This window comes from Roseofilum reptotaenium CS-1145, assembly GCF_028330985.1.
Classification (GTDB): domain Bacteria; phylum Cyanobacteriota; class Cyanobacteriia; order Cyanobacteriales; family Desertifilaceae; genus Roseofilum; species Roseofilum reptotaenium.
In genome coordinates this window covers 78514-93350 of the sequence record NZ_JAQMUE010000034.1, presented here as the reverse complement: position 1 = coordinate 93350, position 14837 = coordinate 78514, and the positions used below count along the sequence as shown (strand labels likewise).

At 45.4% G+C, this 14837-nt stretch carries 15 protein-coding genes; 4 read left to right on the top strand and 11 right to left on the bottom strand.

Annotation, left to right across the window (positions count from 1 at the left end; translation table 11 throughout):
* Positions 1 to 22: 22 nt before the first annotated feature.
* The 4 genes from PN466_RS05285 to PN466_RS05270 all read right to left on the bottom strand — a co-directional run bounded on the left by PN466_RS05285 (position 23) and on the right by PN466_RS05270 (position 5598).
* A complete protein-coding gene (locus tag PN466_RS05285) occupies positions 23 to 1144 on the bottom strand; it encodes a hybrid sensor histidine kinase/response regulator (protein WP_271937544.1) in 1122 nt (373 codons plus the stop codon).
* Positions 1134 to 4661, bottom strand: coding sequence for a PAS domain S-box protein (locus PN466_RS05280; protein ID WP_271937543.1), 3528 nt, complete (start codon positions 4659 to 4661; stop codon positions 1134 to 1136). The genes PN466_RS05285 and PN466_RS05280 overlap by 11 nt, the downstream gene beginning before the upstream one ends.
* An 86-nt stretch (positions 4662 to 4747) precedes the next feature.
* Positions 4748 to 5275, bottom strand: coding sequence for a hypothetical protein (locus tag PN466_RS05275; protein ID WP_271937541.1), 528 nt, complete (start codon positions 5273 to 5275; stop codon positions 4748 to 4750).
* A gap of 164 nt (positions 5276 to 5439) precedes the next feature.
* A complete protein-coding gene (locus tag PN466_RS05270) occupies positions 5440 to 5598 on the bottom strand; it encodes a hypothetical protein (RefSeq protein ID WP_271937539.1) in 159 nt (52 codons plus the stop codon).
* A gap of 158 nt (positions 5599 to 5756) precedes the next feature.
* Here PN466_RS05270 and PN466_RS25865 point away from each other — a divergent pair, with 158 nt between their 5' ends.
* Entirely contained in the window at positions 5757 to 6122 is a 366-nt protein-coding gene (locus PN466_RS25865; RefSeq protein ID WP_271937538.1) for a DUF3368 domain-containing protein, read from the top strand.
* A gap of 50 nt (positions 6123 to 6172) precedes the next feature.
* Positions 6173 to 7897, top strand: a complete 1725-nt coding sequence (locus PN466_RS05260) for an Rqc2 family fibronectin-binding protein (protein ID WP_271937537.1) — start codon at positions 6173 to 6175, stop codon at positions 7895 to 7897.
* 684 nt (positions 7898 to 8581) lie between these two features.
* On the opposite strand, the gene PN466_RS05255 is transcribed toward PN466_RS05260, so the two are convergent.
* From PN466_RS05255 to PN466_RS05235, 5 genes are read right to left on the bottom strand one after another with little or no spacing between them, the layout of a single operon-like run.
* Positions 8582 to 9028 carry a DUF29 domain-containing protein gene (locus PN466_RS05255; RefSeq protein WP_271937536.1) on the bottom strand — a complete coding sequence of 149 codons (447 nt, stop codon included), beginning with the start codon at positions 9026 to 9028 and terminating at the stop codon, positions 8582 to 8584.
* Between the two features lie 36 nt (positions 9029 to 9064).
* Positions 9065 to 9703 (bottom strand): DUF2301 domain-containing membrane protein, encoded by a 639-nt coding sequence (locus PN466_RS05250; protein ID WP_271937534.1) that lies wholly within the window; start codon positions 9701 to 9703, stop codon positions 9065 to 9067.
* Between the two features lie 27 nt (positions 9704 to 9730).
* Entirely contained in the window at positions 9731 to 10096 is a 366-nt protein-coding gene (locus tag PN466_RS05245) for a clan AA aspartic protease (protein ID WP_271937532.1), read from the bottom strand.
* The gene (locus PN466_RS05240) at positions 10093 to 10368 is read right to left on the bottom strand and encodes a hypothetical protein (protein WP_271937531.1); all 276 of its coding nucleotides are present in this window, start codon (positions 10366 to 10368) and stop codon (positions 10093 to 10095) included. The genes PN466_RS05245 and PN466_RS05240 overlap by 4 nt, the downstream gene beginning before the upstream one ends.
* Positions 10350 to 10532: a hypothetical protein gene (locus PN466_RS05235; RefSeq protein ID WP_271937530.1), complete on the bottom strand. Its 183-nt coding sequence runs from the start codon at positions 10530 to 10532 to the stop codon at positions 10350 to 10352. The genes PN466_RS05240 and PN466_RS05235 overlap by 19 nt, the downstream gene beginning before the upstream one ends.
* On the opposite strand from PN466_RS05235, the gene PN466_RS05230 reads away from it, so the two are divergent.
* Complete coding sequence (locus PN466_RS05230) at positions 10531 to 11802, top strand: hypothetical protein (RefSeq protein ID WP_271937528.1); 1272 nt, start codon at positions 10531 to 10533, stop codon at positions 11800 to 11802. The genes PN466_RS05235 and PN466_RS05230 overlap by 2 nt on opposite strands.
* Here the strand turns inward: PN466_RS05230 and PN466_RS05225 are convergent.
* Entirely contained in the window at positions 11799 to 12767 is a 969-nt protein-coding gene (locus PN466_RS05225) for an ABC transporter permease (RefSeq protein ID WP_271937527.1), read from the bottom strand. The two genes, PN466_RS05230 and PN466_RS05225, sit on opposite strands and share 4 nt — an antisense overlap.
* A 91-nt stretch (positions 12768 to 12858) precedes the next feature.
* On the bottom strand, positions 12859 to 14037 hold the full coding sequence (locus PN466_RS05220; RefSeq protein WP_271937525.1) for a quaternary amine ABC transporter ATP-binding protein: 1179 nt from the start codon (positions 14035 to 14037) through the stop codon (positions 12859 to 12861).
* Between the two features lie 287 nt (positions 14038 to 14324).
* On the opposite strand from PN466_RS05220, the gene PN466_RS05215 reads away from it, so the two are divergent.
* Entirely contained in the window at positions 14325 to 14630 is a 306-nt protein-coding gene (locus PN466_RS05215; protein ID WP_271937523.1) for a hypothetical protein, read from the top strand.
* The last annotated feature ends 207 nt before the right edge of the window (positions 14631 to 14837 follow it).

Genomic DNA, 14837 nt, shown 5'->3' with positions numbered 1-14837 from the left:
GCCTATTCCCCAGCACGAAGCACTATAGCGTCGGCAACGTAAACCAGAAATTGGTGCCTTCATTCACAACACTATCTACTCCGATTTCGCCGCCATGGGCGTGAATGATTTGGGAACATAAATATAGTCCTAAGCCTAATCCAGTTTTGCGTGTTTCCCGATCGCCCCTTGTATAGGGTTGAAACAGCGTTTCACACTGTTTTTTGCTCATTCCTGTACCATTATCTCCCACGGTACACCGCACCCAATCCCCTTCTACTCTAGCGCTGAGAGTCAGGCTTAAACCAGGGGGATTATGCTTGAGGGCATTGGCGAACAGGTTTTCAAATACCCGCCACAGTTGCTGGCGATCGCCGTTAATTAGGGGTAAAGTAGACGTTATCCGATCTTCTAAAGTCGCCTGATTTTGACTCAATATCGGTTCCCAATCTGCTGCCAACTGAGCAGTTAATGTAGATAATGATAAGGATTCACAATTGAGAGACACCCCCCAAATCTCACTGTGTTGGGTTTCAATCAAAGAATTAATTAAATTTAACTGGCGATCGCAACTATCTGCCATCCGCTCTACCATCGATCGGGTTAAAGCAAACGAATCCCGCTTCAACAAATTTTTAAACACCATCAACATCCCGGTTACCGGATTCCGCAAATCATGGGAAACCGCATGTAACAAAACTTTTAATCCGGCTTCCGCCTTTTGCCGTTCCACAATTTCCGCTTGCAACTGAGTATTTTGAGTCTCTAACTGCTGTTGTAATTGATGAATCTGCAAATGAGTCGCTACCCTCGCCAACACTTCCGGCGCTTGAAAGGGTTTTGTAATATAATCTACTCCCCCCACATTAAATGCTCGCACCTTATCCACCGTCTCATCTAAAGCACTAATAAAAATTACTGGAATATCTTGAGTCCGAGTATCAGCCTTCAAAATGTGACATACTTGATACCCATCCATTTCCGGCATCCGAATATCCAACAAAATTAAATCCGGTTTTAGCACCTCAATGGCTTTGAGCGCCCCTTTAGCATCGATCGCCTTACGCACCTTATAACCTTTTTCCGTTAACATCGACGATAACAAACGCAAATTGTTGGGCGTATCGTCTACAATTAACACATCGGCTAGAACTTTACTGTTCATCCGTTAATTCCAACAAAGTATTGAAATGGAAATGATGCACCAAATCAGACAGGGTGTTAATTAAACCCTGGTAATGGGGAGGGATTTGGGCAATGAGTTGGATAATCCTCTCATCATCGCCACTTAAAGCCGATTGATGTACGGCCTCAATCCACTCCGATGGCATTATTTTAAGCTGATTGGGCGTAAGGGTAAATGGCTCAGGGCTATCAGTTGGGGGTAAGGCTTCCTCATAGATGTACTCTAGACCCAAATGTTTGGCTAGCGTATTCCAGATCGTTTCTTCCTGAAAAGGTTTAGCAATAAAGTCATCACATCCAGCAGCAAAGACTAGCTCTCGTTTTTGGGAAAAGGCACTGGCAGTCAGGGCAATAATGATGCTTTTTTGGGTTGGGGAGGCTTGACTTTCTAGTTCCCGAATCCGTCGAGTGGTTTCGTATCCATCCATACCTGACATGCGGATATCCATCCAGATCAGATCGGGATGATACTGCTGCCAATGGGCGATCGCCTCTTCTCCCGTTTCGGCTTCAAGGATCTCCAATGCCAAAGGGTGTAATAAGCGTACCAATAACAGACGATTTTCAGGGATATCATCGACAATTAGCATCCGATATCGAGGTTGTCCAGGTGCTAAACCTATTACTCGATTGCGTACAATAACGGGATCGACTCCTTCCGCACTGGCAAGGGTGGCTTGAATTTCAAATCGAAAACAACTGCCTTCCCCCAGGATACTTTGAACTTCAATGTTACCCCCCATGAGTTGGACAAATTTTTGACTAATGGAAAGCCCTAATCCGGTTCCTTGATGCGATCGCCTTCCCGACTCAGTTTGTACAAAAGGATTAAATAATTGCTCTAATTCATCTTCTGCAATCCCAATTCCCGTATCTTGAACGGCAAACTGCAAACGAATTAAAGGATCTTCTCGTACCTGAGATATGAGTAATTCGACTGTCCCTTGCTCTGTAAACTTAATTGCATTTCCCAAGAGATTAATCAACACTTGGCGTAATTTTTGTTCATCAGTTTGAATATATTGTACTAAATCCGGGGGGCGATCGAAGGTCAACGTTAACCTTTTAGAAGTTGCCCGGATATGTAACATTCCTTCTAAAGTTTGTAATAATTGCTCTAAGTCGAAAGCGGTTGGCACAAATGTCATCCGACCTGCTTCTATTTTAGACATTTCCAGAATGTCATTAATCAGGTCAAGTAAATGTTCTCCACTGCGGTTAATGATATTAATTTCTGAAGCTCCAGCCGCAAATTTAGGGTTATTGGCCATTAATTGACTAAAGCCCAAAATAGCATTCAAAGGTGTGCGTAATTCATGGCTCATATTGGCTAAAAATTCACTCTTGGCGCGGTTAGCCATTTCCGCAGCTTCTTTGGCTTGTTGAAGGGCAGTTTCTGCTTGTTTGCGATCGCTAATATCTTCAGAAATACAGAGTAAATGAGTGGCTTCTCCGTGGCGGTTATAGAGGGGCAATTTGAGGGTTCTGAGTAGAATTTTGCCCCGCGTGAGGGATTGAAAAGGATGCTCGGCGATCTCTAGAAGTTTCCCTTGTTGCACGGCTTGCAAGTCATAGGCACTGTATTGGGTTGCTTGTTCTAGGGGATAGATTTCGGCATCGGTTTTGCCAATCACGCGATCGCTCCCTAAACCAAAAATCGCTTCGCTGGCTTGATTCCAAATTAGATGTTGGAAATTGTGGGTAATATCCTTAGTATAAATGGCTAGGGGAATATGATCGATGATGCTGTCGAGGAATTGTTGCGATCGCCGTAAGTCTTCCTCGAGCTGTTTGCGATCGGTAATATCAGTGGTCACCGAAAGTAAACAGGGTTTGTCATTCACCGTAATCACATCCGATGAGAGTAGAGCCACCCGATATTCTCCAGCCTTTGTGCGATAAGTAAATTCATAGTTTTTCACCTGCTTCTTGTGCTGAATCAGGTGAAACAAGTGCATCCTCTCTTCCACATGAACCCAAAGGTTTAGCTCTAACGCGGTACGACCAATCACTTCGTCATTGCTGTAGCCAGTTAAACTGAGGAAGCTATCACTGACTTCCAGATGTTTGCCACTCCTTAAACAAGTGATGGTAATGGGGTGGGGAGTACGACGAAAGGCTTTGGAGAATTTTTCTTCCGATTCTCGTAAAGCAATTTCCATCGTTTGCCGCTCGCGGATTTCTTGTTCGAGTTCTTCCGTTCTGGCTTGGATTTTAGCTTCTAAAGACCGAGAATAGGATTGCAGTTGACGATGAGAGCGCTTGAGCTGATAGCGCATTCGCTCAAAGGCTAGAGCCAGAGTTCCTAGGGCATCGGTGCGATTGTACCAAGGATCGGCTGTGCGATACCAGTCCCCTTCGGAAAGGGCGATCGCCACTTGCGAGAGTTGCTTAATCGGTCGGATAATGTGGCGAGTGATAAGCCAACCGAGTACAGTGGCAGCGATCAACGCCAGTAAACCGACGATCGCGGTAACATGGCCTCCTTGGTGAATATCCTCCAGAAAGGGATCTTGGGGGACAAAAATCGCCATGAGCCAATTTAAGTCTTGATGATCGCTTAGGGCACTCAAGTGCAGAGTGTAGGGAGTATCAAGAAGGCTAACCTGGAGGTCAATGGCTTCTTGTATTTGAGGGTGCTGGACTAAATAGGTTTGGAGATAGTCCGTCGCACTATTGATCAGAGGATAGGTTGACTCCAAAGGGGTGACTACAGGCGCAATACTTCCATCTGTATTGCTAAAGATTAGAATCTGCGCATCTAGTCGCTCATTCAAGGTTTGTAGAAACTGCTGAAGTTTAGAAAGCCAGATGGAAGTAGATAGGACACCCAGTTGGGTTTGATTCCTGCCATAGATCGGTAAGACGGCATCTAGACTCATCTGTCCCGTATTTGAGAGATAGGGCGTTGTCCAAGATTGGCGAGAATTGTTGTTGATAATGGCGTTGCGAGTGGCTTCTTGATACCAAAACGATTTACGAGGATCGCGGTTGGGAAGCGATCGCAACAGCGCTCCCCGTTTTCCTCGATCGAGGGAATAAATATGGAATTGACCATCGGTTGTAGAGGACGCGATCGCCAGTTCTAGGCTCCAATTATCCTTCTGAGAATGACGCACACTCACCCATTCGCCTTGGGAATTGGCAAATTGAATTTCACGGATCTGGGGAAATAACTGGAGTTGTTCGTAAAATTTTTGGCTTAACTGCTCAAGGTTGTTTGGGTCTGTTTCTCCCCAAGCAATGGCATTAGCATTAACGTGATTAATCTGATGCGCAATGGAAAGAGTATTAACGAGACGATCGTCGAGATGAGCCGTGATTTCTGCTTGTAAGCGACTGGTGACATTTTCAACGGCTGCTTTGCCATGGTACCAAGAGAAATATCCAGTTAAGCCCACTGCGATCGCAATTTGCAGGAGAAAAGGCACAATTAAGGCCACTCCTAAGGGTACAGTTTGGAAAAGTCGATGAAACCGTTGCTTAACACGAAGCATGGCATTGATGGCAATATTCTCTGGAATCTGGGCGTGGGTAGGTCATCTGAAAATACTAGAATAGCCGATCCACCCCTTTCCATGGCTCAAGAGGGCGAAGTCGAATATTGACTTAGCACTTCTTTCGAGCGCCTTACCATGTGTTCTGGTCCTTCAATCATCAGCAGATATCGCCCCTGTTGCAGGTGATGGCGATAGATACTAGAAGTATTTCCTTCACCAAAAAAGCCAATCAGTGCGCCCACAAGACTACCCGATAGACCACTCATGAGTCCGGCTGATAAAATGACTAGAGCGATATGGAGGTGAGCAAAATTGGAAATCTCCAGCTTTAAGACCCATAGGAGGATAGCCGCGATCGCGCTCCCAGCCAAGGCGGATAATAGGGCCAGTCGATAGGCCTTAGCAAAGATAATCTTCATGGGTTTATACAATCCTACCCATTCGGGAGGATTAAATTCTCGCCCCACAATGGCTAAGTATTCAGGGGATATCCCTTCGCTATAGAGTAATCGATAGGCAGCAAATGCTGAATCGACATCAGGAAGCACAGCGATCGCCAAGTGGGGACGGCGTTTGAATTTAAGTTTACGACCAGATAAATTAGGGGACATTATGCAACATGCCTAAGAGAGAGCCGCTCTACTCTATTTTAGATTAACCGAGATTATGCAACCTGCCCACAGTATAAGAATCTGTCTTAACAAAGAGTAAACAGTGGGGAGTCGAGAAGATCGGGGGACGCACAGACACGGAGACACGGCGATAGCTTACTCCTCTAACTGAGAGTATCTGGATTGATACCCAGTTGCGCTAGGCTCTCTCTTAGCTGTTGAATAGTGCGATCTTTTTCTTCAACCACTGCTTTTGCGCGATCGGCGCAATCTTGTTGACTCTCCTTACTTGTTCCTCTTGCCAGAGAACATAGGATAAGCATAAACCTTATCTGTTTACTTTGCAGTTGCTCTTGATTTTATCGTACTCTACAAGCCCTTGTTTGTTTGCATCCATGTCTGCTTGCGGTAATCCACAGGAAAGACTATAGTCATAGTATGGATCACCACACAACTGCAGGGCGTTTTTAATGAGTTGCTTGTGGGAGATCATCCAGCAGCGCAACAAGTACAGGATTTGTCGTGGCTACAAGTGGTCACCGTCAATAATCAGCGGCTTGTAGAGGAGTTACAGGAGTCTTTTCATTTAGACTTAGGAGAGTCAGAAGCGATCGCCTTAGCTGAAGAAACTAAAGCCGATCAATTACTGATTGATGAACGGGCAGCTAGACGAGTGGCACTAGAAAGAAAGTTACCCTTAATTGGAACCATGGGTGTTTTGGTATTGGCAAAGCGCCAGAGCCTGATTCCTAATGTTAAGGATGTTCTAAAGCAGAGGCAAGATCGGGGTACAAGGATTTCAAATCATCTCTATGAACAAGTTTTAACTTTGGCCCAAGAAATATAGGTTCGGGGAACGGGCTATACTAGAAATCTTGGTTAGTTAGACAATTCATTGTGCAACCGGTTGATTTTACGACTTTAATGGCCATTTGTGCCGATTTGCGCGATCGCTCTTTACCGGCTCGCTTAGAGCAGGTTTTTCAACGCGATCGCTTCAGGCTATCCCTTGCCCTGCGGATGCTTCAGGGGCGGGGATGGTTAACGCTGTGTTGGCATCCACAGGCAGCCCATATCGCCATGAGCAGCCCTCCCCCAAAAGCACCGGATACGTTTACATTTAGCGATCAGTTGCGCCATCAGCTTAATGGGTTAGCTCTGGTTTCCATTGCCGAAATTGCCCCTTGGGAGCGGGCAATTGATTTGCAGTTTGCCCAAAGACCGGGCGATCCGATTCGCTGGCACTTAATTGTGGAGGTGATGGGGAAGTATAGTAATGTGATTTTGGTCAATCAGGAAAATATAATTGTTACCGCTGCCCATCAGGTGAGCGAACAACAGTCGAGTGTACGCCCCATTTTGACGGGACAACCCTATGTGAATCCTCCAGCTCTAAAGAATCGGATACCTAGTCTAGAAGAGTCATTCAGTGATTTTCGGGGGCGGGTGGGATTGATTCCGGGGCCACTCAAGCGGCAATTACTGCAAAGTTATCGGGGGTTAAGTCCCCGGTTGATTGAGTCTTGGCTATTCGGGACGGCGATCGCTCTCCATCAACCCACAGATAGTTTAAGTGATGCTGATTGGTCTCTGCTGTATGATCGCTGGCAGCATTGGTTACACAGCTTGCAGCAGGGAACGTTTACACCGGGATGGACAAAAAAAGGGTATACGGTGATGCCTTGGGATCGGGTGGAGGTAGTCGAATCCGTACAGAATTTGATTAGTGGGTATTATAACGAGCATCTTGATCGGCAAGAATTTAGTCAATTACATTATCAATTGCAGCAAAAGGTGCGATCGCATTTAGGCAAGCTCCATCAAAAGGCGCTCCTATTCCGAGAACGGTTAAATCAATCCCAAGATGCCGATCGCTACCGGTATTTAGCCGACTTATTGATGGCTCATTTACACCAGTGGCAACCGGGGATGCAGGCGATTGAATTAGCCGATTTTGAAACCGGAAAACCGGTTAAAATTCCCCTCAATCTCGAAAAAAATGGCGTACAAAATGCCCAAGCGCTCTACAAAAAACACCAAAAACTTAAGCGCTCTCAACTTGCCGTTCAACCCCTTTTAGAAGCAGTTGAAACCGAACAGCGCTATCTCGAACAAGTAGAAACTACCCTACTGCAACTTGCGGAGTATGGCACGGCTGAGGATTTATCGACTCTAGAGGAAGTGCGCGAAGAATTAATTGAACAGAAGTATTTAGACTCTCCAGCATCCGACTATCAACGCAACTCCCACCGCTCCCAACCCCATCGTTACCAAACTCCTAGCGGGTTTGAAGTTCTCGTCGGTCGCAATAATCGCCAAAACGATCGCTTAACCTTTAGACTAGCTGGAGCATACGATCTATGGTTCCATACCCAAGAGATTCCTGGCAGTCATGTGTTGATGAGAGTCTCTCCGGGACAGGTTCCGGATACCGAAGACCTCCAGTTTGTGGCTAATCTAGCCGCCCATTATAGCCAAGGACGGCAAAGTAAGCAGATTCCAGTGGTTTACACAGAACCGAAATCGGTGTATAAACCGAAAGGCGCTCAACCTGGAATGGTTGTCTATAAGCATGAGCGTATTCTTTGGGGGTGTCCCCAAGAAGCAGCGCTCGAATCATAACCCCAATCTCTGATTATAAATAGTTATCGAAAGAGAAACCGTTAAGTATGAACTTTTATTAAAAAAAATCGGATTCTCTGTTACGATTGGTAAAGAGAGACAAAAGAGACCGATCCTCCTCGTGTTGTGGGAACGCGCAGTCAGGATTTTCGGAAACGACAATTGATATTGATGATATCGATTCAATGCCAGCTAGATTTTAGCTGGTTTTTTTATAGAACAATACCTCGCCATTTTCTCGTAGGTTGGGTTGAACGAAGTGAAACCCAACGTCAACCGAACGTACTTGTTGGGTTTTCGGCAAAGCCGACATGTTTCCGCAAGGCGGACATGAACATGTCGCGAAGCGAAACGTTCCTCAACCCAACCTACAAATCTACTCTTTCACCTAATTTGATGCATTAGATTTCGTTCGTAGTGAGGGCTTTAGCCCTCTCCAGCTAGGCTTTTAAGCACTCTTCGTGCTTACTACAAACAAAGTCCTATTTTAGGTGAAACAGTCCACTACGAATCTACTGTTTCACCTAAAATAGTGCAATAGAAAACTCGGTTCGTAGTAAGCGCTTTAGCGCTTTCATGTCGGCGACAGCCGAAAAGTGCTTACACCGAACTAAATCTAATGCATGAGAGTATGGGTTTATTCCTCCCCATCCTCCCCCTCTTCCCCCTCTCCCCTATCTTTTTTTAAGGAAGCCAGTCTTGATCGAGTAATTGTTCAAGATTGTAAGGACAGTCTTCAGGGAAATCGACTATCAGCCCTGTCTTTTTCCTGACATATTTTAATGCTTTTTGATAAATTTTTGACTGGTTTTCTTCCAAATGATTTCGTAGATTTTGGGTTAAATATTCGTGAAGTTGGGTTCTAAAACTCATGATTTCAGCTTGCCAATGATTGGCATTATAATCATATTTTTCTTGCCCATATTGGAGAAGAAGTAAATGTCTGACAATTTGTTCAAGAAAACTCTCAACAGTTAATCTGTCTCGGCGACCCACGGATTCTAATGCCTCAATCAGATGATCTAAATCGAGACGATCGAGTTGTTTGTTTTTCAAGAGTTTCAAGGTTTGAGAGAACCATTCCTCATTATCGATCTCATAAAGATCACTCAATTGATCGATCTTAGTCATTTCTTTAATTCCAATTACGAACAGCGAGACGCTGTATTAATTATTTTTCAGGTATTCAAAAACCGATTTATCGCCAATGTCTGGGGGAATGGGTTGGATCAGTTTTCGCCCGGCAAAAATCAGAAATAGGAGGCTCCAGGCCGCTAACATAATTTGTTGAGCTTGCAGGGGAAGAGTACCAAAGAGAACACCCAGGAGGAGAATGGGCACTAGGGGGGTGAGCAGTTTGGTTTCTAGACGATGGAAACAGAATCCTTCTTTGAAGTAAATGCCGGTGAGGGCGGCAAAGGTGAATCCAATACCGAATAAGGTCAGAGGTTGAGTATATACCGTAAGGGCAAGGGGTTGGGCACTGGAGAAAGTGAGGATCAGACCAGAAATGGTGCCAACGATCAGAAATAATTGTAAGAGACGATGGAGGATAGCCATGTAAATATGGATGGTGAGCAGGCTAACCCCTAATGCGAGACAGAAGAGGAAATAGAGGGGAGTGAGCCAGAAGAGAGTTTCTGGGTTATGATTCGGCCAGAGAGTGAGGGTAGTGGCGATCGCCATACACACAGCCGAAACGGTTAACCCAGCACGATAAATGACCACCCCTTGGCGGTCTTCTTCAGTAATGGTAAAGCTACCAAATTGACCTTGATAAATCGGTTGTTCTACATTAGTTGTCATCAGAATATTCCTTACAAGTGTCCATCACTACAACGCATCAATCGTTACTAATACACCTTCTATAAACTGGATCGCCAGTTCATAGTCACCGAGTAAAGCCGTTTCAACTAAAGGTCGTCGCCCTGTCGCCAACACACGAACTTCTCGCTCTTCCCCATCCCAAAGAATCATTGCTTTGTGAACGGGAAGCATTACCTGGCTGTTATCTGCTAAATTTACCTGCATATCATACTTAAAAGGAAGATTTAATAATGCGACTGCTTCTAGTGGTAAACAAAGCTCATCTGTAAATCCTGTGTCTACTACAAATTGAATCGGAAAGTCAGCACGATTGGGAATCCGAAATGGGATCGTAATAATTGCGTATCCGTCAGCTACGATACCTGAAATCACTTGACGATACGTTCCATAATACCGCCACCAAAAGCCGCCGCAACGTTATACCCAATTTTGATCCCAAAGAGTCTGGCATTAGGATGTTTATCAGTCAAGTCGTCAGCAGCACGTAAGCCGTTGTCATCAACTCTGTAATCACCGGTCTCGATGTCAATGATGACCATCTTACCGATATTTTCTTCAATTTCTACTTGTGGCCGGATTTTCCTTTCATACCATTGATGGGCACGTTGAGCGACTTCTTCACGACTTAAAAGGATTGCTTGCATAGGCTAACTCCCGATCGCTTCACCATTGATTGATAGGATTTATTGATCATACCGTGAAATTCATAGACGGCGATCGCGATATCCTCCCCACTCCCCATTCCCCCATTGCTATGCTCATAATAGACACAAGAGCAAGAAGAGACAGAGTAAGAGGTAGCAAACATGGCTGTTCCGAATCTGAAACTGATGGAAGCAGTGGAAGATCTGGGGTATCGGGTAACCGTTGGAGATGTGTCCACCCGCACCGGGTTTAATGTGGAGGAAACCCAGCAAGCGCTTTTAGCTCTCGCCGCAGATGCGAGGGGACATCTCCAGGTGGCTGAGTCTGGCGATATTGCCTATCTGTTTCCGAAAAATTTTCGCACGATTCTACAAGGGAAGTTTTGGCGCTTGCGTTGGCAAAAGACGCTACAGCAAATTGGGCGGATTTTGTTTTATTTGGTGCGAATTTCCTTTGGTATTTTGCTGATTTTATCGTTAGTGCTGATTTTAGTGGCGATCGCCGTCATCGTCATCAGTCTGCAATCCTCCCAAGACGGAGACTCAGATCGTGGGGGGAGTAGTGGACGCTCATCAATGCGGATGTTTTGGTTTCCTCTGAATTTCGGGGATTTATGGTGGATGTTTTATCCAGATTATTCCAGCCCAAACCGTCCTCAGCGCTCCTCCTCAGAAATGAACTTTTTAGAGGCAATTTTTTCCTTTTTATTTGGGGATGGTAACCCAAATGCCCATTTAGAACAGCGTCGTTGGCAGGCGATCGCAGCTACAATCCGTTCTCAACAAGGAGTCGTGGTGGCTGAACAGATTGCGCCCTATTTGGACGATCTAGGTAAGGGGTACGATCGCGAATATGAAAATTATCTGTTACCCATTTTGGTACGCTTCAATGGTCGTCCCGAAGTCACTCCAGAAGGGGGAATTCTTTATCAGTTCCCCGATTTACAAATTACGGCCACTGAGCAAGCTTCAACAAGCTATTCTTCCTATCTCCAAGAGAAGAAATGGCGATTTAGTGCCGCCAGTTCAACCCAAATTATATTAGCGATCGGCTTAGGAGCCGCCAATCTAATTGGGGCATTAGTCTTGGGAAGCTTATTGGCAGATGGCACAGTGGCGGCTGAATTGGGGGGATTCGTTGCCTTTGTCCAATCTATTTACGGTATTCTTCTGGCCTATGGTGTCGGATTTTTAGCCATTCCCCTGATCCGTTATTTCTGGTTGGGACAAGCCAATGGGAAAATTGAACAACGCAACCAAACTCGCCGCGATCGCTACTCCATGCTCTGCGAGCCTACCCCAGAAGTACAGCAGAAACTCAACTATGCTGAACATCTGGGCAAAAAACAGGCGATCGTCCCTGACGATCTCGCCTATACCACCGAAACCGATATCTTAGAGCAAGATATTAACCGACTTACAGGAGACCCTTAGAAGCCTTTTCCTAGGTCGATCTCGTGTTTTTGGGGAAAAGAAAGCAACAAGCCCACCGGCCCGCGTTTTTTCCAAGAGACTTTTTGGGGTTTACCCAAAGCTTGGGTTACCCGGTCTAATAGGATCGCAACTAACACAATACTGATCCCACCAACAGCCGCTAATCCCACATCTAAACGACCAATACCTCGTAATACCATTTGACCCAGACCTTCGACAGAAATCATCGAAGCCACAACGACCATGGAGAGGGCTAAGAGAATGGATTGATTCACGCCAGCCAGGATAGTGGGTAGAGCCAGGGGAACTTGAGCTTCCCAGAGGACTTGGTTGGGAGTCGAACCAAACGCGATCGCCGCTTCCACCACTTCCTTCGAGACTTGACGAATCCCCAGATTGGTTAATCGAATTAGGGGTGGAACCGCAAAAATCAAAGTTACAATGACTCCAGGGACTTCTCCAATACCAAAGAGCATGACCACAGGAACCAAATAAACAAAGGAGGGCAAGGTTTGCATGGCATCCAGAAGCGGCCGCAAAATGGAGTCAAAGCGATCGTTTCTGGCGGCTAAAATGCCAATCGGTAGACCAATCAGAATACAAAACGTCACCGCACAAATTACCAGGGATAAGGTGGTCATTGCCGGTTCCCAGGTTCCCAATAAGCCAATTCCTACCATGGCAACTAAACTATAGATCGCAATGGCAGAACCACAAAATTGCCACACTAGCAACCCTAAGAAGATTAAGAATAAAGTTGGAGGAATCGCCAACAAACCCACTTCAATCCCATTCAGGACAAAGGCAAAGGGAACTCTAATCAGTTGGAAAACCGGGCGAAATTGAGCGACCAAAAAATCGACAAAATTGGAAACCCAATCCCCTAGGGGCAGGGTATACAGTTGAAAAGGGTCAAGTAAAACCGGTGTTTCACTGATTAAAGAAGGAGAGAAACAATCAATCATGAATTTATTAAACTAAATAACACTCTATTTTTTGACAGGGGGAGAAAAGGGCGAAACTGGGTTTGTCCGATTCCCTATTCCCTATTCCCTATTATTGACTCATACTCATTAATACTTCTTTGGGGGTAATGATGCCGTGGAATTTTCCATCAGGATTGGTGACAGCGATCGCCATCCCGGAATCCGACAGCGAAAAGGCCGCTTCTAAACAATGGGAATCTTCAATTTTGGGAAAGTCATTAACTATCAGATGAGCTAAATCTTGATTGCCATTGTTGAGCGCATACTCAAGACGCTGCTTCTGGAGCAAACCAACCGGAACTTTGTTCTCATTGACAACATAGAGCTGACTGACCCCTTGTTTTTTCATCTGTTCTAGAGCAATCTCAATCGTATATTGATGTCGATTTAAGGGGGTCGTCTTCCGTGCTACTGTGCCAATTTTCAGCACTTGAGCGCGATTAACATCCTGCGTAAAGGCACTCACATAATCATCAATGGGACTTAACACCAAATCTTCAGGAGTTCCCACTTGTACCACTGCACCATCTTTCATGATCGCCACACGATCGCCAATTTTCAGCGCTTCTTGAATATCATGACTAATAAAGACAATCGTTTTATGCAGTTCAGCTTGCAAGCGAATCAATTCATCTTGCATTTCGCGCCTAATTAAGGGGTCGAGGGCACTAAAGGCTTCATCCATTAGCAAAATTTCTGCATCTGTGGCTAACGCACGAGCTAACCCTACCCGTTGTTGCATTCCTCCACTCAAAGACGAGGGCAAATAATTGCGCCACTGTGCTAATCCCACTCGCTCTAAAATCTCTATAGCCTTATGTCGGCGCTCCTTGAGTCCCATCCCTTGCACCTTCAACCCATAAGCCACATTTTCTACGACTGTCTTATGGGGAAATAAGCCAAACTTCTGAAACACCATCGCCATTTTAGTGCGACGAATTTCCCGGATTCTCTGTTGACTCGTATGAACCACTTCCTCACCATCAATGTAAATATTGCCACTGGTGGGTTCAATCAATCGATTAATGCAACGAACCAGGGTTGATTTCCCCGATCCAGATAATCCCATGATTACAAAGAGTTCCCCGCGATTAATTTTCAAGGAAACATCGGCGATACCCAGAACATTACCGGTTTCCTTCAAGATCATCTCACGGTTTGCCCCCTCTCGGAACCTTTGCAAAGCTCTCGAGGGGTGTTTTCCGTAAATTTTGATTAAATTTTCCAGGTGGATTTTGGTTTCACTCATGATGATTCCAGCATAACATCAACAGCACCCCATAGATCTTTAACTAGAGCGCTGCTGTATACACTATAAACGACGACTTGGTGTTTCTCGACTTTAGTGGGCGTGCCCTATTGCCAAATAGCCAGGGGCGATCCCATCCTCACGACCTTATTTCGTGAAGCACTATATGTCTTTGTACAATTCCATCTTCCTCTTCTGTGCGTCCCCGTCTCACTCCCCATCCTCTGCACCCCTTGAGCTATCCTAGTAGAGTTGCCTATCAACACCTGGTTTGGAGAGCAGAACCGATGAATCCTGAAAATCCCCGCGATCCTAGTCGCCATCTGCGAGAGAACGAAGAACAACTCAATCGTCCATCTAGCCCATTTAGCTCTGAGGCGATTAAAGGCCTATTGACAAAAATTAAAACCTGGTATCAAGGTCTATCGAATACCGGTAAACTGGTGGTCGCTGGTGTGAGTGTAGTGATTGGCTTTGGATTTCTCAATCTGTTCCTGCGCTTGGTCACTACCCTGATTACCTTAGCGGTATTGGGAGGAGCCTTGTACTTAGGTTACAAATTCTTAATTGAATCTGACCCCTCGCAAAATTAAGTTAAAGTGCAAAGAGTTTTGTGTCGGGGAGGAGGCAATAAGCACGAATGGCAATAGGCAATCGAGAAAACCGGGTTTTCCCCTGTCCCAATCCACCATATATAGTGTTCTCCAATTAACTTGAATCTATATTGGGGATTTTACAAAATGCACATTGCCTTAACTTTTCACGATTACCCATTACCCCTTACCAGCACGTAGCGCTCT

Coding starts and splice junctions, on each gene's coding strand:
- PN466_RS05275 (WP_271937541.1), bottom strand. CDS start 5,275: ATGTCCCCTAATTTATCTGGTCGTAAACTTAAATTCAAACGCCGTCCC.
- PN466_RS05240 (WP_271937531.1), bottom strand. CDS start 10,368: ATGCAAGCAATCCTTTTAAGTCGTGAAGAAGTCGCTCAACGTGCCCAT.
- PN466_RS05215 (WP_271937523.1), top strand. CDS start 14,325: ATGAATCCTGAAAATCCCCGCGATCCTAGTCGCCATCTGCGAGAGAAC.
- PN466_RS05270 (WP_271937539.1), bottom strand. CDS start 5,598: ATGCTTATCCTATGTTCTCTGGCAAGAGGAACAAGTAAGGAGAGTCAA.
- PN466_RS05285 (WP_271937544.1), bottom strand. CDS start 1,144: ATGAACAGTAAAGTTCTAGCCGATGTGTTAATTGTAGACGATACGCCC.
- PN466_RS05220 (WP_271937525.1), bottom strand. CDS start 14,037: ATGAGTGAAACCAAAATCCACCTGGAAAATTTAATCAAAATTTACGGA.
- PN466_RS05255 (WP_271937536.1), bottom strand. CDS start 9,028: ATGACTAAGATCGATCAATTGAGTGATCTTTATGAGATCGATAATGAG.
- PN466_RS05280 (WP_271937543.1), bottom strand. CDS start 4,661: ATGCTTCGTGTTAAGCAACGGTTTCATCGACTTTTCCAAACTGTACCC.
- PN466_RS05235 (WP_271937530.1), bottom strand. CDS start 10,532: ATGTTTGCTACCTCTTACTCTGTCTCTTCTTGCTCTTGTGTCTATTAT.
- PN466_RS05225 (WP_271937527.1), bottom strand. CDS start 12,767: ATGATTGATTGTTTCTCTCCTTCTTTAATCAGTGAAACACCGGTTTTA.
- PN466_RS05230 (WP_271937528.1), top strand. CDS start 10,531: ATGGCTGTTCCGAATCTGAAACTGATGGAAGCAGTGGAAGATCTGGGG.
- PN466_RS05250 (WP_271937534.1), bottom strand. CDS start 9,703: ATGACAACTAATGTAGAACAACCGATTTATCAAGGTCAATTTGGTAGC.